Source organism: Fodinibius sp. (assembly GCF_034521915.1).
Classification (GTDB): Bacteria; Bacteroidota; Rhodothermia; order Balneolales; family Balneolaceae; genus Fodinibius.
Genome location: NZ_JAXHLU010000008.1, coordinates 1 through 17,743, shown reverse-complemented (window position 1 = coordinate 17,743; position 17,743 = coordinate 1). Strand labels below are relative to the sequence as shown.

Here is a 17,743-nt window from a genome sequence, read left to right as displayed (position 1 = left end):
ATTTTACAATGTATACATCAATAAAAAGTTAAAATGGATTTGTTTAACGAAGATTCTAAATCGGAGCAAGGTCAAAAGAAGTCAGACTTTGTAAATCCTCACGAGCCCCTTGCGACCCGAATGCGACCGAGATCGCTGGATGAGTTTGTGGGTCAGGATCATATTGTGGGAGAAGGTAAAATGCTGCGACGCATGATTGAGTCGGGTGTTATTGGATCACTTATTTTTCATGGACCTCCAAGTTCTGGTAAAACAACGTTGGCTCATGTGATTTCACGAGAAATTAATGCTCAGTATATAGAGCTTAATGCTGTGCTCGACGGCATTAAAGATCTGAGACAAGTTGTTGCCAAAGCCGAAAAAGTGCAGCAGATGAATGGACGAAAAACCATTCTTTTTGTGGATGAAATTCATCGGTGGAATAAGGCACAGCAGGATGCGCTGCTACCACACCTGGAGTCGGGAGTGATAACACTTATAGGTGCAACAACGGAAAATCCATTTTATTCTCTGGTAAGTCCACTGCTATCTCGCTGCCAACTTATTTGAGCTTATACGATCTTACCACCGATCACGTGTTGACCATGATTGACAGATCATTAAAGGATAAAGAGCGTGGCTTGGGTAAAAAGGATGTGGAAGTAACCGATGAGGCAAAGCAACATCTTGCGGATTTTGCCGGTGGTGATATCCGAAATGCAATCAATGCCTTGGAAGTAGCTGTGCTCTCCAGCGATCCCGATGATGAAGGTGTGATCCATATCGACCTGGAAATAGCAAAGGAATGTATACAGCGACGAGGTGTTCGTTATGATGGAGGTGGCGATGAGCATTATCACTATGCATCAGCTTTTATAAAATCATTACGTGGCTCGGATGTGGATGCCGCTCTGTATTGGATGATGGCGATGCTGGAAGGGGGAGAGGATCCCAATTTTATATTTCGGCGCATGCTGATTCAGGCCTCTGAAGATGTTGGAATGGCTGATCCTCATGCCCTTTCGTTAGTTAATGCGGCTCACGAAGCGTTTACCAAATGCGGAATGCCTGAGGGTCTTTATTTTTTAGCTCATGCCTGTATTTATGTTGCCCTTGCTCCCAAAAGTAATAGTACCGGTGCGGTTTTTTCAGTCCGCAGCGAAATCCAGAATAACGGTATCGGTGAAGTGCCTCCACATCTGCGGGATAAAACGGCTAATTCTAAACAGTCGCGCTACCTGGGAATTGAGAATGCTTCTGATGATTATCACTATCCGCATTCGCACGATCATCACTGGATTCCTCAAGATTATTTGCCGGATGATGTGAAGGATAAGCAGTGGTACGAACCGGGAAACATTGGTCGTGAGAGTAAGCTTTGGGATCGCCTTCAAAAAATAAAAGAAGCCTACCAAAAGGCATCCGAAAAGAAACGATAGTATAGAGTATTAAGTTGAATAAGCTTGAATAGCTATGGGATGTGGTATTTCCATTTTATCGGTAAGAAATAGTATCTTTGGACATCGTTTACAGTTAATGAAATATTATGATTAGCCTTAAAATTATTAGCGGAACAGATCGGCCTAATTCCAATGCCCTTCGTGTATCAAAATATGTGCAGGGAAAATACCGGCAGGAAGGAATCTCCACCGATATCATTGATATGCAGGAGTTCCCTCTCGATCAAGTAGTGGGGGGTAAGTATGGAGAAGAATTACCCGAAGTTGATGATTTTGTAGAGCCAGCGGTTACAGCGGATGGATTAGTCGTTGTATGTCCCGAATATAATGGGGGATATCCGGGAATTTTAAAAATATTCATTGATTATTTACCGTTTCCGAACAGTCTGGCTAAAAAACCGATCGCTTTAATAGGAGAGGCCAATGGCGCATTTGGTGCAATGCGAGCTGTGGAGCAACTGCAGCAGGTCTTCGGTTACCGAAATGCTCACATTTTTCCCGACCGAGTTTTTATCTCCCGTGTTAGTGAAAATTTTGATGATAAAGAGGGGATTAAGGATCAATTTCAACAGCAGCTGCTTGAGGATCAGATCAATGGCTTTCCGGACTTTGTCAAGAATTTGCAGGAAGATCCGTCATTTATAACCGACGGATGATTTGGGCCGGTCTTGTTATAGATGAAAAGACGATTAGAATAATCAGCTCATTTTAAGCATATAGCCGACCCCGTGAAGGGTAACCAGGTATTTAGGATCGTCGGGATGTTGTTCAATTTTCGATCGAAGTTTTGAAATATGAACATCAACAGTACGTGTATTTGTACTGAATTCGTAGCGCCAAACATTTTCCAGCAGGTCATCGCGCGAAACCGGTTCATTAGCATGGGTAACAAGATAGCGTATAAGCTCTACTTCTCTTGTAGTGAGTTCAAGCTCCCCTTTCTCAGGATGTTCGGCAACTGCATTTGTTAAGTCTACATGGATTGGATCAAGATCAACTTCTTTAATAGGCTTCATTTTGGAATAGGTCTCAGATCGACGCAAACGAGCTTTTATACGTGCAAGGAGCTCTTTTACGCCAAAGGGTTTAGTGATGTAATCATCTGCACCAATATTGAGACCGGTAACCTTGTCAATTTCCTGATCTCTGGCTGTAAGTATAATAATTGGGAAGGTGTAATTTTGATCTCGCACTGTACGGCAAACATCGAAACCGCTCATTCCCGGCAGCATCAGATCTAAAATCATTAAATCGGGCTGCTCTTCTTTGACGATTTTAACAGCTTCGTCACCATTTTCAGCGATATAAACATCATATCCCTCACTTTCTAATGTATCCTGTAACGTAAATACTAAGCTGGGTTCATCTTCGACGATAATAATTTTTTTTGAATCAGCTGACATGTTCTTCAAGCTCTTTATTTCTCGACTCTGTTTCAGATTCTGTTGATACTGAATTTGGCGAAGCCATTTGATCTGAAGCGCTTAAGATAGGAAATGTTATGATAAAAGTAGATCCGTCGCCCGGTTCACTTTCAACTTCAATAGAACCTGAGTTGAGTTCAACTAAGTTTTTAACAATTGATAACCCTAACCCGTGTCCCTTGGTTTTAGCAGTTAAAGAATCCTCAACCCTGAAAAATTTCGTGAAGATATTGGATAGGTTTTTTGGAGTAATGCCAATTCCATGGTCTTCAATGCATAGTTTTATATAATCATTTTGTTTAAAAACGCGGATGCCAAGATATTTTTCATCAGTACTATATTTGATGGCATTGTCAATTAAATTGCTGAGAATTGTTTCCAGACTATTTTGATCGATATTAACGGCCGGGAGGTTTTTGTCGATATCAATATCAAGAGTGACATCTTTATCGCGGAAAAATTTCTGGTGCTTATCGAGATAGGATTTTGCGACTTTTCCAATATCGGTAGGTTGAGGTTCCACAAGCGATTCGCCCGCGTTGGCTTTGGCTACGTCAAGCAGTTTGTCGATCATTTTTCTAAGACGAACTGCTTCGCTAAAAATATGGCTGCCGTAATTTTTAAGTCGCTGCTGATCCTGAACACGTCCGTCGGCAAGATTTTCTCCGGCGGCCTGCATTACTGATAATGGCGTTTTGAGCTCGTGGGTAACATTGGCCAAAAAATCCGCCTGTCGTTCAGCCAGTGCACGTTCCTTCTGGGCGGATCTGAACATGAATACCAGCGATCCAAGCAGAAGCAGCATTGCTGCTCCCAATACGATAAAGTTTTTAATCAGTGATGCGTTACTGGCTGCTACTGTGGATGCATCCGTAAATGAAACTTCAACTTTCCAGTAGTCAAAGAAGTCGGGGAAGTTTTGAACAAATTGTATCTGTTCACGATCATAAGTTGCATCGGGATTACTGCTTGCAATAATCTCATTGTTCGTCCAGTCGCGTAGCCAGACATTCATCCCGGGATGTTCTTCGGCCCCAAATTTTTGAGCCAAGACTTTAGGCAGATATGAGTTACGCAGAAAATCCTGGTTAAAAGGCATTGTAAGATAGCCAAAGACCTCTTGTTCCGAGGGATCAATAAGTACAATGGTAATACTGCGGTGTGAATCAAAGAGCACCTTGTTATTGTATTGGTAGTCGCCAAGCAGACTTTTTATTTGAGTACGGGCAATCCCCATCCCGTCACAAACTACCGTCGAATAGTTGGATGTTGGTTGAAACTTGTTATTTGAACCATATTGCAGAATGGATTTTTGTTGTTGGCAGGCATCAGAACCGGACGGAATAAAATAGATATCGCTATAGATAGAATCTTTGGCTGCTTTGTTCAGCAATTTTGTTACTTCCGGCGTAAATTGTCCCGTGGATTTATACTGCTCTTGCAGTCGATTAATGTCAACAGATCCAAGGCCGATAAACTTTTTAAAAAACCGGTATCGAATTTTATCGGTAAACTCAGCAATATGGAGCTTTTTATTTTCTCTTGACGACTCCAGTGTATTTTCGTGCAGGGCATATAATGAATAGACATTCATTCCGGTGAGCCCTAAAATGGCAATAATGCCGGCAGCAAGTAATATCCATTGTAGTGATCCGAATCGTTTCATGTCTTTTATTTTGCTAAATATTCATCATATAAGGTAAGAAATTTATAAAGTGATAAAATTCCACAGGGGCAATATTTTACGACATTTAATACAAGCTTCTTGTGACAAGATAAGTGATATAAATAAGAAAAGGGCGCCTTATAGCGCCCTTTTGTATGATAATTTATATTGAGAATAAAACTATTTTTGCCAGCTGTTGTTTTTTCTATTGGTATCAGGATAATTTTTATTGGGATCTATAACTACATTGGTAACATCACCGTCAACCGTAATTACTGCTTGTGTTGCCCCTTCCAACCATGTATCAACGGGAATGGTGCGGGTCATGGTAGATCCGTCATTTTTTGTGATTTCCACGTTGGCCGGCATTGGTGCTTGACCGTGATCTTCAATTGTGATTCGGGTAGTACCATCTTGTATGGATACATTGCCAACAGCCTGGTCGAGCGTCCAGGTTTCGTAGTACCAGGCTCTCCAGAACCAGTCCAGATCTCGTCCTGCGACATCTTCAAAGGTATTAAACATATCCCAGGGATAAGGATGCTTGTACTTCCACCGGTCGATAAATTCATGTAAAGCTTTGTTGAACGTCTTTTCACCCAAAAGGCTGCGCAGGCTTACGAGCATCGATGCTGGTTTGGGATACGATGCAATCCCGTATGCGAATCCGTTGTAGTGATGATTAGACCACCGCATTATTGGTCCTTCGGCATCCGTATTCGTAATTTGCAAGTAGCTCTTCATATCATTGAGGTCATAATCAGGACCTTCCGGATAGTATGCTTTTTTGGCTTGGTTTTCATTGTATGTGGTAGTGCCTTCATCCATCCAGGCGTAATGGCGTTCGTTCGTACTCACAATCATCGGTACCCACATATGTGCCAGCTCATGTGCTATTACCGCATACAGGGCTTGCGATGATTGATTGTTATAATCGCCAATAATGGTCATCATCGGAAATTCCATGCCTCCACCTATGATGCCGCCTCCTTCTACTGAGGTCATGTGTGGCCAGGGATATTCGAGGCCTGTTTGTTCAGACAAGAAAGTGATAGCATGCTGCGTAAATTTGGCCCCGTCTGTCCATTTTGGAGCCGAGCTGCGATAGATGGCGTTTATGTGTGTATACTCTTCATCACCGTCGCCATCAAGGTCACCCACACTTGCTCGGGTAGCGTCCCATTTGGATTCTTTGGTGACACTAAAAGCAAAATCACGCACTTTATGCGCTTTAAAATTCCAGGTCAGGGTACCGCTTTCAGGTGATTTTGTCACTGATCCGAAATCATCTTCGGTAACAACTGACATTACCGTATCACTGTTATGGGCCTTATTAAGTCGTTGATAGATGTCTTCGGCAAGGACATCTTTTCCGTTTTTAAGCTGACCGGTAGAGCCAACCATCCATTGGTCGGGGACGGTAATATCAACATTATAATCGGCGAAGTCGTGATAGAATTCGGCAGTGCCGGTAAACTGATCAGTCATCCATCCAACTACATCATCGTAAACGCGCATCTGTGGATACCAATATGCAATGTAGAAAAGATTGTCTTCGCTATAACCCATACGTCCGCTGGCACCGCGCCGGGGTACTTTAAAATCCCAGCTAATTTCTATCTTGGCAGAATCGCCGGGTGCAACCGCATTTTTCGGACGAATAAAAAGTAAAGTGCCATTGACGCCATACCCCGATGGATCTCTGCGCGATTGCATCTGGCTAAGTTTATCACCATTAAGTCCAACGTTATGTAGATTAATACCGCCCGTTACTTCCTGCGGACTGCTTCGCTGAGCCCCTTTGGCATGCAAATTTTGAGCTAGCTCCATATATAGGGCATTCAATGTATCAGGAGAATTATTGTAATAGGTTATTTTTGCGTTACCTTTTACCAACGTATCAGCGGGCAGTAGTTCAACATCAATATCGTAATTAGTCCATTGGGTCCAGTAATTTTTGCCCGGTTCACCAGACATTGTACGGGTGTCATTTTCAATAGCGTTAAAAAATGCATTGGGGATTTCTTCGGTAATGGGGTTGGGAACCAACCGATCCAATTCCGAAGGTGGTTGAACTGTTTTTTCTTGAGTGGTAGTTTGAGACTCTTCAGTGGTTTGTTGTGTTCCAGTGCATCCTACAAATAGATATGCAGCGAAAACCACTGGCAATAGCACATTTCTAAATGATAGCAATGGTTTAAACATAACTTAGGTAATCTAGAAAGTTGTAATTACGAATCTCAGGATTTGGAAGAGAAGTGTTTATCAACAGACATTTTTAGATCTTCAAACTCAATGGGTTTCGTCAGATAATCCAGGGGATCTGTATCTTTGGCTCGCTCCACGTGATAGGGATCAGAATTGCCGGTAATATAAATGACCGGCACTTGAGAAAACTCACGGATTTTGAGCATCGCATCGATGCCATCAATATCTCCTTCCAGGGAAATATCCATGACAATTAAATCCGGATCAAATTTTTTAGTTGTTTCGATAGCTGTTTTACCGTAAACAAGCTCGCCTTCTGTTTCAAATCCGAGCCTTTCTAAATAACTCTCGTACAGTAAATTGAGAATGAGATCGTCTTCTACAATGATGACCTTTTTCTTTTCTTCACTCATATAATATCAGTAATCATTTTTTTGATAACGTGTTTAAAATAGCAAAATCGTTGTATAAGACAATCTATTAATTTGTCACGGACTTTTTAAAAAAGAGGATATGAATAAGTATAGGCAGAATAGATAAAGATAATGATTGTCATTACTTAATGATCGTTGAGATTCTCAAACATGCAGATCAATATAGTCATATTCAAGCAGTATAATGAAGCATTTCTGTGATGATGTATTTATTATTTTTTACCATAATATCATATGGGTAATACCAATTCATTAGCGGGTAATTTACATTCGGGGATTCTTAAATACTGGTCTTATCAAAGTCTAAAGATTGAGAGTCGTTCTAAAACGTTGATTATTACTGCTAAAATATTTCCGCGATTAGCCCTAAACCCCTAAAACATGTACATGAAATTAGCAAGGATTACTAATTCAACTAAAAATATTGGGAAGGTTGCCTGCTTTTGTATTAGAATAAAGGAATTGAATTTGCTGAATAAATTGGGCAAAATCATTATTAAAATTACATTGTAGAAGTAATTGATTATCCCTTATATTTGGTCTCTCGAAAATTTGATTATCATTTGCAGGAAGGTAATCAGTTTATGATGTTTGCCCGAGTGGCGGAATTGGTAGACGCGTCGGACTTAAAATCCGATTGGCATCCAAATGCCAGTGCCGGTTCGAGTCCGGCCTCGGGTACACTAAACATGCTACGTCATTTTAAGTGACTTAGCTGATAAAGAGATAAGTTTGGTAAAACAAACTGCTAAAAAGTTTTTAGTAACTGACAAATAATCTGTTGGTTATTTTAACTTTGGGCCCGTAGCTCAGTTGGTCAGAGCAGTCGACTCATAATCGATTGGTCGCAAGTTCAAGTCTTGCCGGGCCCACTTATTTATTGATGAGTCTAAAAGGCCGTTTAAACGCTGTTTATAGCGATTAAACGGCCTTTTTTTATTGCTTTTTGCGCACAGCTAAGGAATGGAAGGGAACGAAAGGGAATGAAAAGGAACGGCTCATTCCCGCCCATTCCCGAGAGTGTTCCATAAATTATGGTACAATTATGGAACAATTTTAAACCAATTAAGTTATGGCATCATTAAGAAAGCGCGGAAAGTATTATTATATCCGATTTGTAAAAATGATAGATGGGGTTAATAATGAAAAGTCTAAGAGCCTGGGGATCACCAAAAAAGATGAAGCTAAAGAGGCTTGTCAGCTTTTAGAAGAAATGGAGGAAAGAGGAGAGATCAATCCTTTTTCAGATTCTTTCGATCCTCAAAAAATACTGGAAGAACAAAGCTACAAGAATGAGCCAGTGCCGGTGCATACCGTCCGAGAGGCTGCCGATTATTTTTACCGGCTCAAATCACATCTATCTGATAAAACCATTCGCAATGATAGTAAAAACAGATCCAGCAAGCGGGGAGCATACGAAAGGGCTGTTGAGCATTTTATTAGTCTCAATGACATAGCTGATTTACCTGTCAAGCATGTTGGATTGTATCATTTCGAAAAGGTGATTTTTAAGCCCAATATTAAAAGCGCTACGCGACATTTCTACTACCGGCAACTACGGGTGTTTTGGAATACGCTGCGGGACCGTGAGATCGTTACGGAAAATTATTTTAAGACGCTCAAAAAAGACTTGCCGGGACAAAAAATCAAACATGCGTCCTAAAATGATTTCGAAAGATGAATTGCAGCAAATTTTTAAGGCCTTTGATACTGAAGTTGAGCGAAAGAAGCAGATGCCGGAATGGAAACCGCATTACGGCCAGCGGTGGTTTAAGCCTTTGATGTGTTGCTATTTTTATGGGGGACTTAGAAAGAATGAAGCTGGTTATGATTCTGATATTGAATACTCCGGACTGCAGGGAAAAAATTTGTATTACGATAGTGGGGAATTGGCAGCAATCTATTTGGAGGCAACTAAAGGCCGAAACGAACGGCTTATTCCGATCAATGAAATTTGGAAAAAGCATCTACTTAAATACTTCAATATTCGCGGTAAGCCAACGTATGACCAGCACGTTTTTATTTACCTGGGAGGGAGTAAAAAGGGTTGGCCCGTAACCGGTGATCGAGCGTACCGGCAGTTCAAGAGATATGTTAAACTTGCGGGGCTTCCCAAATCGCGAACGCTTCACGGTATGAGGCATGAACGTATCACGAGTTGGCTTGAACAGGGTTTTAATACATCAGAAGCCCAATTTATGGCAGGACATTCATCGAGCAACGTAACGAACAAATACACGCATTTGAGGGCTAAAAACTTGCTTAAAAAGCAGCGGAATATTGATAAAGGCAATGAAAGCTAAGACTACCACTTGCCAATAGGGCAGCTGCTTTCCATGCTTCGAACTTTTGCCGCCAAGGTGCAGCCGCATTTCGTGCAATGTTCATCCGGACGGAACCGGCCCGATTGACTATTGCGGGATTAAAAAGGGGCAATTTTGGCATATTTGTAATCGGCGATCAGCTTCGGCCTCGATGGATACTTCTTTCTTGCCTAACATATTTTTATAGCCGTTAAATACGTTTTTGATACTCATAATCAATTCAGTTTAAAAAGATCATTCCAGCAAGGACCAAAGCCAGCGCAATAGCTATTCCAACTACTATCCAGGTAAGCCAAGAGCCGCTTGTCTCAATATCTGTTTGTTGTACTTCGGATTGTTTCTGCTCTTTCTGCGTTTTGGTAACGGTGCTATCCTGCTGTTTTTTATTCCGCTCAAAATTAATCGATATGAAGCCAAGATCCGGCCCTTCAGTTACACTTTTTGTAGAATTCTTTGAATCAGAATTATCACGTTGCCCGTCTGCCGTTTTCCGTTTTTGCTCTGTCTTAATCGAATCCCGTAATTCAATTTTCATGCCCGACGGCGTGGTAATCGATTTGATATACGAAGCGGGAATGTTGGCTTGCAACAATTCATGTTCTGCAAGAGTCAAACTTTGTTTTTAACCGTTGTGCTGTCGGTACGCGCATCCGTTTTTGTAGTAGATCGAAACAGCCCACAACCGGCAAGGCTTATCATCAATAGTGCAAGTAATATGTGATATGGCTTAATCTTCATAGCGTACCGGGGTAAAATGTTTAATGCAAAAATAGCAGGTGGTATAAATTTGTCTTTCACGGATCCAAACGCCTTGCCCATGTCTTTCGCTTTGTCCGGGTAGACCCAAACCGGTGTTGGCATCAATGGTTATTCCTGTTTGGCCGGACCAATCAAGCAGCACAAAACCATTATGGCCTTTGATGGTTTCTCCCGCTTCAGTGACATGGATCCATCCGGAGGGAATCGTTTACTGACCGCGTAAAACCTTTTTCGCATCGATAGATCGGTCCGTGATAAAAATTCTTGTGCAAGAGCTGAACGTACTTTGGGACGTTCGGCATCAACGGCATCCAAACAATGGCTCACGAATGCTGCGCAATAGGGATACCCTTCATCCAGGCCAACACTGCCTAAGAATTTTTTGATATCCGGGCCGTGATTTTCTTTCTCAATCTCCTTATGACCAAAGTAAGTAATAGCAGTATCAACATGGGCGGGAAATTGCGCGTTAGCCGACGGTGATAGCAGCAGCAAGTACAAGCAAAGCAATAGCCACAAGAAATTGAGAGACAGCAGTATTTCCGCTTTTGATCTCATCGATGGTATCTATGGATTTTAAAATATAGGTGTCGAACCAATCAAAAATGGCAAAGAAGATGGTTACAAAGAGCAGGACAATAAAATAGTCTGAAAAGGCAACAGCATAGTTATAGGTAAACCATGTTCCAATAATGCCTGTTAGTAATATCAAGCCATAAAACAGCCAGCGTTCTAAATTGTTATACAGCCAGCTAATCCGTTTTCCTATTTTCTTAATTATGATTTAGGGATATTTTCATTTAACTTTTCTACGGCTTTTTTATACCCTTCTTCAAGTTCACTTAAGTCCATTTTATGAAAATCAGGCGGGGCTACATTGTAACGTTCCAAAGTTCGGGCGTAAAGCGACCAGTATCGAATCTTCCAAATTGTCACTTCTTGTTCGAGAAGTTTTGTCTTTTCTTCAACCTGTTCTAGCCGTTTCATGATCGCTTTACGGAATTCGCTTCGATCATCAATACTTGATGTGGTTGTAGAGCTGATCCATTTAAATAGACCAGCAATTATACCGCCAACAATGATCCCGATTAAGCCTATAATTCCTTCGTTCATTAGATGATATTTTTTTGGATTCGAAAAAGCCGTCGTATTATTTCCCAACATCATCATCAATCAATTACGCTTATTAACTGCAACTCCTATTCCAAATAACAAGGCTACAGCACCGCCGCCGTACATTGCTTTTTCGGTTGTTGAAAGCGGATCCCAATAGCTTGCTTTGGTATCTTTTACTGTGTTCATTAATCCTGATGGGATTACTTTTGAAAGGGCTGTTGGGCTTCCATTACCTACTTTCTTAAGTGCTTTCCAGGTATTAGGTCCAACAATGCCATCAACGGTAAGTCCTTGCTCTTGCTGAAAGTTCTTTACCGCTTGTTCGGTTACGGGGCCGTACATACCATCGGTTTCTATGCCCAGCTTTTCTTGAACCTTACGAACATCGGCACCCTGCATCATAGGTGTTGACCGCCGCAAAATACGCTGTTCGCTGTCAGATAATACTTGGATCGCTGTTGATTGTTGGCCTAAATAAGATGACATAATAATTAGTTGTTTAGGGTTGAAATAAGTAATACGAATGCCAGTCCGCCGCCGAGGCCATACCAAACCTTTTTATCAACTGATTTAAGTTTTTGCATTACATTAGTTTTGTTATTTGTTGGAGCTGGTGCTTGTGAAGAAGCATTGGTATTGTCTCCGGAATTGGAACCATTATCTGTTGAAGTTGAATCGTCACTATTAGTATCCGATTTATCATCGGTTGGCTCTGATGTTATCTGTACTCGTTGCGGGACTTTTTTATCGGGTAGGCCGTGGCCCGGCAGGGTAGGTGATCCCCCCGAATTATTTTTTTTATCATCTTTTGGAGTATTCTTTTTGGGTTCTGGCTTTGGCTTCACTACCTGTTTCCTATCCCTGCCGAAAGGGTCCTTAAATCGCCTTGGGTCGCTCACGCTTACTGGGTCCGGTTTCGGATTCGATTTTGGTTTGGGCTTTGGCTTCGTCCTTCTTCTTGGGGTAGATCTTGGAGTGGATCGTTTTTGTGTAGAGGTAGGTCGGGATCGAGAAGTATCTTTCCGTATTCGTCCCGATCCAGGTCTATTTATTACAGGCCGTAATCGTTGTGGGGCTACCATGCCCAAGCCCGAAGATTCTTTTTTCTGTCCTAATAAAGCTCCCATAGTAATTAGATTTTATCAGTTAAAAATGTTGGCATTTTTTTGTCGGTTAATTGATAGTACAGGTACGTTGATCCGGCCAACAGAAGTGCGGCTGCAGGTAGTACGGTTGCTACATTCGCAAACCCAAGGCCTAACTCGCTGCGTATAAGATTGGCCCGCTGTAGTACATCAAAAGAATAGTCTCCACCGGTTGTTAAGTGATCGGGGTTCATCCCTAACGAGCGGGCATTATTCACGGCGTTAGGTCCGGCGTTGTAAGCCACAAGAGCATCTTTGATATTGCCGAACTGATCGCGCAGCTCACTTAAATATTTAGCACCGTAATTGATATTGGCTTTGTTGTTAGATGGTGCTGCAATAGTCGCAAACGAATGATACCGGTCGTCGATCTGCATAATGCCCTTACCGTGACCGTCCCGTCCCGGTAAAGTTATTTTTCCGGTAATAACTATTTGTACCTATTTGCGTTTCGCGAGAGGCCACGGCCAATAATATTTCCAATGGGATATCATACTGCTTGGCTGCTTCCTTAAAATAGGGCATAAGCCCGGCGGTTTTTAGCCGCGGTTAGTTGAGGTGATATGTTTGGAGGCGTTGCCATTTATGCGATAACCTCAACGATAAATTTAACCTTCTTGTATTCACCGGCCGCAATGGTAAACTCATCGGTGCTGTCCAAGGCCATACGCGCAATCATTTGGGAATTGCCGTTTTTATCCGTTGCCCATAACCCTTTTTCCCGTACAACTAGGTCGGTGCTGCCGCGATTCTCAAAAATGCGGTAGATTTCAAAGGTGGCTTTATTATTTGCCTTGTCGTATTGCACCGCTGTAACATCATTGCCATAATGCCAAAGCTGACCGTCCTCTTCGCCATGCTCATATCCGTTGCGGTTATCGTCCTGGATGTTTAGCCCGGCATCGGTCATGCTGGTAAACTGGTTGTCGTCCCCCAGGCGAATGCCGATATGACGATCTATGCCAGGCTTGTCTTTCATGCGGAAATAGTTGGCTTTACTATTGTCAACACCGTTCGAATCGCCGATAGCAATATCCCGTATGGATCCCATAAACGATTGTAGAAAGCCGCCGTTAGAACCGTCGGTTTCGGTATCCTGGGTATCTGGGGAAAGCCGTACAACCAGCTCATAATCAACGGTAAGTGTACTACCGTTGGGAATGGTAAGCGGAGACATCAAGCACGTCGCGCACTTGGAGCAGCCCAATACCGTTACTTCTCTGTCCTTCGTTATCATCATAAGATACTGGTGATGATAGAATACCAATCTCTTGGCACATCAATATCGCCGGCCGGCTGGTATTGGTAAGACGGTTCAGAAATCGGTAAATCGGCTGGTGGGCTGAATCGGTTCACGAGCGCACCAACATTGCCGATTCCCATGTTCCAGTTGTCCGGCACCGCCGCCATGATGAATGCGATTCCAAAGGTACATGTCGTCAACTGACACTGGCTGGGTAGAGTTGCCAACCGTAATTTGCCAATTTTGTATGGTATAATCCCTGGAACGCCCCATCAATATCATAGCCTCTGATACCCAGTATAGCCGGCCTTCCGGTTGGTAAAGCCGATATTCATAATCATATAACCGTTAGTCATGTCGCCAACATTGGTACCGTCAACCGGCGTCCCTTCTCGGTGATATAGATCATAGGTATTATCGTCTATCTGCATCCCCAGGTCGGTGCCATCCAGATCCGGCGTACCAGTAATAATAATATAGCTGGGATACTCCTGGTCGTAGTCCACAAACCCGCCATGACATATAGTTGTCAGAACCTCCACGGACGCTTAAGGCACTGACCCTTACCGCCGACAGCAATATGCCAATCGTTGTTATCGTCCGATACGCTGTTCGTCGTACCGACTCATACGCTAAACCTCCCTTCACGCCTAATTTTCGGATGCTGCCGCCATGCATTAGCCCTGCTAAAGTATGGGGAAAGAGCTCCTAAAAAGCTTTCGGATTTAAACCGTTTCAGTTTTACGCCGTCCATTTTAAGGGTGCAATACAGATCAAAATGACCGCAGTTTGGTTTACCTACTGGCAGTTTACTTGTAGCTGTGTCCATAAAAATTAAATTCATTGTCGTTGGAATATTTGGTTTTCAAAAGTGGTTTCGGTGTCGCCCTCGGCGTCGGTAACAGCTGACTCGTCTGCTGGTCGGAATCAATGTCGACATCTTCCGATTGCCCCTTTGGGTATCCGCCGCCCAGGCTAGGACCAGCAAAGCCGTTTAGTTGCAGATCAGTAGCTTGCTCGTTGACTGTAACCTGCCGAGCTGATCCTGGATGCCGGAAATCTCAGATGCAGAGAAAACTTTGTCGGTTACATAGACGCTATATACCGGACTAACCAGCTCTTTTCCGGCCCTGCTTTACGCTTCGCACGCGGAAATAATGGTCAGTATCCACAAAGGTTTGTGGGAAAGTGAGTTCGTGCATGATGCTGTATAGCCGTTGCCCGTTTTTATCAATAGGGATCTCTGTTTTCTGGAGGTACGTGTTTCATCATCAACCCGCATAGTCAATTTGCCGCGCTGCGGAATTGCCCGCGACAATTCCAACTAATAATGAGGGAGCCATCTTTAACCAGATAGCTGATACCACGTACAGATCGTACGCGAGATCCATACCGCCGCCGGGGATAGAGCCTACTCAATGGGGTTTTCTCCGTTTATTTCATTCGGTAACCATTGCTTTACTGTCGGCCGGTGCTCCGTCTTTCCCATACGCCCCGAACTCCACCTTTTTATACGTTTCCCAAAAAGGTCTGGTTGGTCCAGTATCAAATGGTCATCCCGGTGTAACTCGACAAAGCTGTAATATTCGGGTCCAACTTGGACGCTCACCACCACGAAGCAGCCAAACAAAGCGGGCATCCGAATTGTTATGAATCACCGGTCCAACACCTCGTTTCCATGATTATCAGCAAATCTTTGAGGCTGACTGTTACCCAATGGTAATAGGCAAGATAAAGTTGCCATTACTTTGCTGTTGCCCATAACACCGGTTTTATCTAACAGGCGATACGGTTGGCTGGCCAGAAATTTGGCATAACACCTTGACTGCTCTGCTCATATCTTACCCCTGCAATTTGTAGCATTCGGCGATAGACTGAAACCATGTGGCTGCTTCCCCCTGTATCGGTCACGAACAGATCAAAAGGAGCGCCAGCCTGCAAGGTCGGCGGAAGAATGATATCCATATCCTGAAACTCGTCGTTAAGCTGTGGCAAATATACTTCGGCTTAATGCGCGTTCGTCCTTGTCGTACTGATAAGCGTATTTTTTCTCTCGGTGCCCGTTGTCGCCTGCAGCCATACAGTGTACAAGCGCAGTTTGTAGCTGGGCGAACAATAACCGAAAGTTCCCGCCGCCCTAGCAACCCGCTGCAATCGTTTCAGCGATATAAACAAATTCAGGTTTTTCGGAAATGGGACGTTATTTTGACTGGCACGAATCTTCTTCTCTTTTGCATGATGGGCATTATCATATCCCACCAGCGATAGAATTGCGCTATGTTCAGCCGCATCGTCGGTAAGCTCTTACATTTTACTTTGGTGCCGCGTTCAATGTCAATGGCACCACGCAGCGATCGAGCTAAAAACAACTTCCGCAATGCTCCAAGGGAAACATCCTTCAAATCGTTTGTCAGCGACCGTTGTCAAATGCAATGGTAGCGGTCATATGGTCTAATCCGGTCCCCACCAGGCAAAAAGCGATTAACGACCATAGGACCGTCCGTTGAGACCGGCAAATGCTTAGCCATTTTGTTTCGTCGGCTGCAAGTGCTCACCCTGTTTTTGAGGGCGTGTAATAGGAAGCCTCGTTAAGGAAGTTCATCTAATGGGGTATTCATAATCTTCTCCGTCGTTTCGAATAGCGATCGTCGGAAACTGCCCTCCCGAATAGTCGCGAGAACAGTTCTAATGACATTCACCTGAGCATCGGGGTGTTTAGCCCGCTGCCCGTTGCAGACGTCTATCGTATGTATCAAGCCCATTATTATTCATCTGCGCCAAGTACAACTCAACCCTCTAAGCGCAAAGCGGCCTTCGGTAAAGTCGGCTTGGGCGGGGAAGGTCGCCCGTTTTGAAGCAATACCTTAACGGTGAAGCTTTCATTAGGTTCAAAGTAGAACAGGTTATCCATATCGCGCGAGGTCCTGCTGCTCTTACGAAGCTGCGCTACCTGTATGGGAAATTGCTTGCGGGACAGGCGCTACCGTCGCTAATCGCGGCCGTTGAAACACGGGTTTGCGAGAAGTTCATTGTAGTCTTTGAGCGGATGGGTAATACGCTCTTTCGCGTGCCACCATTGGTTCCAATCTTAAGCACAGAATCACTAAGATTGTTCACTACCTTTGCGGTATCTGACATTCGCCTCCGTTTCAACGGTTGGCATCAATGCAGAAACAGAGATACCGAGCACTACGTTGATTTTTCGCGCCTTGTAGCGGAACATTCGCATAGTTCCGGTCCTCATCATTCTGGGCAAGGCCAGGCAAGCAAGACGCTGATTTTGATGTTTGTCCGTCAATTTCACGACGGTCGTAACGGCGTAGGATTTCGACACCTGCGGGTACTGGTACTTTTGCTTTGAAAGACATCGAGGACTTTGCCTTTTAGTCTTTAGAGTTATGGTTCAGCTTCCCAACAGCCAACCATGTCAACCCCACGTCTAAAAAGCGTACCGCCACCACGCGGTAAAAGCTTCTCCTTGTTCGAAGCCGCCGCCAAAGTCGTCAAATCCTGCATCTCCCAACATGTGGCCGCCGCCGTTATCGGCGCCTCGGCTTTCCATCCGGCCGGAAAAAGTAGCGGGCTGATCTTGCGTAGGTTCGCTGCCACCGGCAATACCAGCAAGACGGCTGCCCTGCTGATCGTACAAATAGCCATCTTCTTTTACCACCATATCGCCTTCTGAAAGCGCGCCGGCATCAGCCATTTCAGCACCTGAACCGCCGGTAAGCAGCTTGCTCAGAAGGGCCGTTGGCAACTTGCAAGCACCATACCACCGGCAACACCTTGAAATATGGCATTGTTTCGCGGCGCATACATCGACAGACAAGTTCCTGCCATAGCGGGACCCGCAATCACTGCCCCATTCTTTAGCCCGAGGGAAGGGATATTGGGGACTTGATCAATCACATATTGCGCTCCCTTTACGCTTCCGGTTGAAGCCAATGCGGCCAAACCGTACTGCATAGACAGGTTTTTGCCAGTA

Annotated in this window: 25 protein-coding genes and 2 tRNA genes; 7 read left to right on the top strand and 20 right to left on the bottom strand. The window is 43.7% G+C overall.

Annotated elements, in window-relative coordinates:
- The first annotated feature begins 33 nt into the window (after window positions 1–33).
- The 3 genes from U5J89_RS06205 (at window position 34) to U5J89_RS06195 (ending at window position 2,095) form a co-directional block, all read left to right on the top strand.
- Window positions 34–549: an AAA family ATPase gene (locus tag U5J89_RS06205; RefSeq protein WP_322574743.1), complete on the top strand. Its 516-nt coding sequence runs from the start codon at window positions 34–36 to the stop codon at window positions 547–549.
- A complete protein-coding gene (locus tag U5J89_RS06200; RefSeq protein ID WP_322574742.1) occupies window positions 546–1,418 on the top strand; it encodes a hypothetical protein in 873 nt (290 codons plus the stop codon). Before U5J89_RS06205 ends, U5J89_RS06200 begins: the two co-directional genes overlap by 4 nt.
- A 107-nt stretch (window positions 1,419–1,525) precedes the next feature.
- Window positions 1,526–2,095, top strand: a complete 570-nt coding sequence (locus tag U5J89_RS06195) for an NAD(P)H-dependent oxidoreductase (protein ID WP_322574741.1) — start codon at window positions 1,526–1,528, stop codon at window positions 2,093–2,095.
- A gap of 42 nt (window positions 2,096–2,137) precedes the next feature.
- Here U5J89_RS06195 and U5J89_RS06190 read toward each other — a convergent pair whose 3' ends face one another.
- The 4 genes from U5J89_RS06190 to U5J89_RS06175 all read right to left on the bottom strand — a co-directional run bounded on the left by U5J89_RS06190 (window position 2,138) and on the right by U5J89_RS06175 (window position 7,150).
- Window positions 2,138–2,842: a response regulator transcription factor gene (locus U5J89_RS06190; protein ID WP_322574740.1), complete on the bottom strand. Its 705-nt coding sequence runs from the start codon at window positions 2,840–2,842 to the stop codon at window positions 2,138–2,140.
- On the bottom strand, window positions 2,832–4,529 hold the full coding sequence (locus U5J89_RS06185) for a HAMP domain-containing sensor histidine kinase (RefSeq protein WP_322574739.1): 1,698 nt from the start codon (window positions 4,527–4,529) through the stop codon (window positions 2,832–2,834). Before U5J89_RS06185 ends, U5J89_RS06190 begins: the two co-directional genes overlap by 11 nt.
- A gap of 180 nt (window positions 4,530–4,709) precedes the next feature.
- Window positions 4,710–6,734, bottom strand: a complete 2,025-nt coding sequence (locus tag U5J89_RS06180) for a M1 family metallopeptidase (protein ID WP_322574738.1) — start codon at window positions 6,732–6,734, stop codon at window positions 4,710–4,712.
- Window positions 6,735–6,769: 35 nt separating this feature from the next.
- Window positions 6,770–7,150 carry a response regulator gene (locus U5J89_RS06175; protein ID WP_322574737.1) on the bottom strand — a complete coding sequence of 127 codons (381 nt, stop codon included), beginning with the start codon at window positions 7,148–7,150 and terminating at the stop codon, window positions 6,770–6,772.
- Between the two features lie 614 nt (window positions 7,151–7,764).
- On the opposite strand from U5J89_RS06175, the gene U5J89_RS06170 reads away from it, so the two are divergent.
- From U5J89_RS06170 to U5J89_RS06155, 4 genes are all read left to right on the top strand, one after another.
- Window positions 7,765–7,852: transfer RNA gene (locus U5J89_RS06170), tRNA-Leu, on the top strand.
- A gap of 117 nt (window positions 7,853–7,969) precedes the next feature.
- Window positions 7,970–8,043, top strand: a tRNA-Ile gene (locus tag U5J89_RS06165).
- Between the two features lie 200 nt (window positions 8,044–8,243).
- The gene (locus U5J89_RS06160) at window positions 8,244–8,834 is read left to right on the top strand and encodes a hypothetical protein (RefSeq protein ID WP_322574736.1); all 591 of its coding nucleotides are present in this window, start codon (window positions 8,244–8,246) and stop codon (window positions 8,832–8,834) included.
- A 1-nt stretch (window position 8,835) separates the two neighbouring features.
- Entirely contained in the window at window positions 8,836–9,474 is a 639-nt protein-coding gene (locus U5J89_RS06155; RefSeq protein WP_322574735.1) for a site-specific integrase, read from the top strand.
- Window positions 9,475–9,582: 108 nt separating this feature from the next.
- On the opposite strand, the gene U5J89_RS06150 is transcribed toward U5J89_RS06155, so the two are convergent.
- From U5J89_RS06150 to U5J89_RS06075, 16 genes are all read right to left on the bottom strand, one after another.
- Window positions 9,583–9,708 (bottom strand): hypothetical protein, encoded by a 126-nt coding sequence (locus U5J89_RS06150; protein WP_322574734.1) that lies wholly within the window; start codon window positions 9,706–9,708, stop codon window positions 9,583–9,585.
- A gap of 7 nt (window positions 9,709–9,715) precedes the next feature.
- Entirely contained in the window at window positions 9,716–10,108 is a 393-nt protein-coding gene (locus U5J89_RS06145; protein WP_322574733.1) for a hypothetical protein, read from the bottom strand.
- Window positions 10,105–10,356, bottom strand: coding sequence for a hypothetical protein (locus U5J89_RS06140; RefSeq protein WP_322574732.1), 252 nt, complete (start codon window positions 10,354–10,356; stop codon window positions 10,105–10,107). Before U5J89_RS06140 ends, U5J89_RS06145 begins: the two co-directional genes overlap by 4 nt.
- Before the next feature lie 6 nt (window positions 10,357–10,362).
- Entirely contained in the window at window positions 10,363–10,749 is a 387-nt protein-coding gene (locus U5J89_RS06135) for a hypothetical protein (RefSeq protein WP_322574731.1), read from the bottom strand.
- Entirely contained in the window at window positions 10,724–10,966 is a 243-nt protein-coding gene (locus U5J89_RS06130) for a hypothetical protein (protein ID WP_322574730.1), read from the bottom strand. Before U5J89_RS06130 ends, U5J89_RS06135 begins: the two co-directional genes overlap by 26 nt.
- Window positions 10,967–11,031: 65 nt before the next feature.
- The gene (locus tag U5J89_RS06125; protein WP_322574729.1) at window positions 11,032–11,367 is read right to left on the bottom strand and encodes a hypothetical protein; all 336 of its coding nucleotides are present in this window, start codon (window positions 11,365–11,367) and stop codon (window positions 11,032–11,034) included.
- A gap of 60 nt (window positions 11,368–11,427) precedes the next feature.
- A complete protein-coding gene (locus tag U5J89_RS06120) occupies window positions 11,428–11,856 on the bottom strand; it encodes a peptidoglycan-binding domain-containing protein (RefSeq protein ID WP_322574728.1) in 429 nt (142 codons plus the stop codon).
- Between the two features lie 5 nt (window positions 11,857–11,861).
- Window positions 11,862–12,497, bottom strand: coding sequence for a hypothetical protein (locus U5J89_RS06115; protein ID WP_322574727.1), 636 nt, complete (start codon window positions 12,495–12,497; stop codon window positions 11,862–11,864).
- Between the two features lie 5 nt (window positions 12,498–12,502).
- Complete coding sequence (locus U5J89_RS06110) at window positions 12,503–12,892, bottom strand: transglycosylase SLT domain-containing protein (RefSeq protein WP_322574726.1); 390 nt, start codon at window positions 12,890–12,892, stop codon at window positions 12,503–12,505.
- A gap of 7 nt (window positions 12,893–12,899) precedes the next feature.
- Entirely contained in the window at window positions 12,900–13,040 is a 141-nt protein-coding gene (locus U5J89_RS06105) for a hypothetical protein (RefSeq protein ID WP_322574725.1), read from the bottom strand.
- Between the two features lie 58 nt (window positions 13,041–13,098).
- A complete protein-coding gene (locus U5J89_RS06100) occupies window positions 13,099–13,755 on the bottom strand; it encodes a hypothetical protein (protein ID WP_322574724.1) in 657 nt (218 codons plus the stop codon).
- A gap of 75 nt (window positions 13,756–13,830) precedes the next feature.
- The gene (locus U5J89_RS06095) at window positions 13,831–14,031 is read right to left on the bottom strand and encodes a hypothetical protein (protein ID WP_322574723.1); all 201 of its coding nucleotides are present in this window, start codon (window positions 14,029–14,031) and stop codon (window positions 13,831–13,833) included.
- A gap of 5 nt (window positions 14,032–14,036) precedes the next feature.
- Window positions 14,037–14,300: a hypothetical protein gene (locus U5J89_RS06090; RefSeq protein ID WP_322574722.1), complete on the bottom strand. Its 264-nt coding sequence runs from the start codon at window positions 14,298–14,300 to the stop codon at window positions 14,037–14,039.
- Window positions 14,301–16,704: 2,404 nt separating this feature from the next.
- Window positions 16,705–16,896: a hypothetical protein gene (locus tag U5J89_RS06085; RefSeq protein ID WP_322574721.1), complete on the bottom strand. Its 192-nt coding sequence runs from the start codon at window positions 16,894–16,896 to the stop codon at window positions 16,705–16,707.
- Between the two features lie 301 nt (window positions 16,897–17,197).
- Complete coding sequence (locus U5J89_RS06080) at window positions 17,198–17,515, bottom strand: hypothetical protein (protein ID WP_322574720.1); 318 nt, start codon at window positions 17,513–17,515, stop codon at window positions 17,198–17,200.
- Window positions 17,497–17,743 (bottom strand): hypothetical protein (locus U5J89_RS06075; RefSeq protein ID WP_322574719.1); only part of this gene is annotated, 247 nt, incomplete at its 5' end. The genes U5J89_RS06080 and U5J89_RS06075, both read right to left, overlap by 19 nt.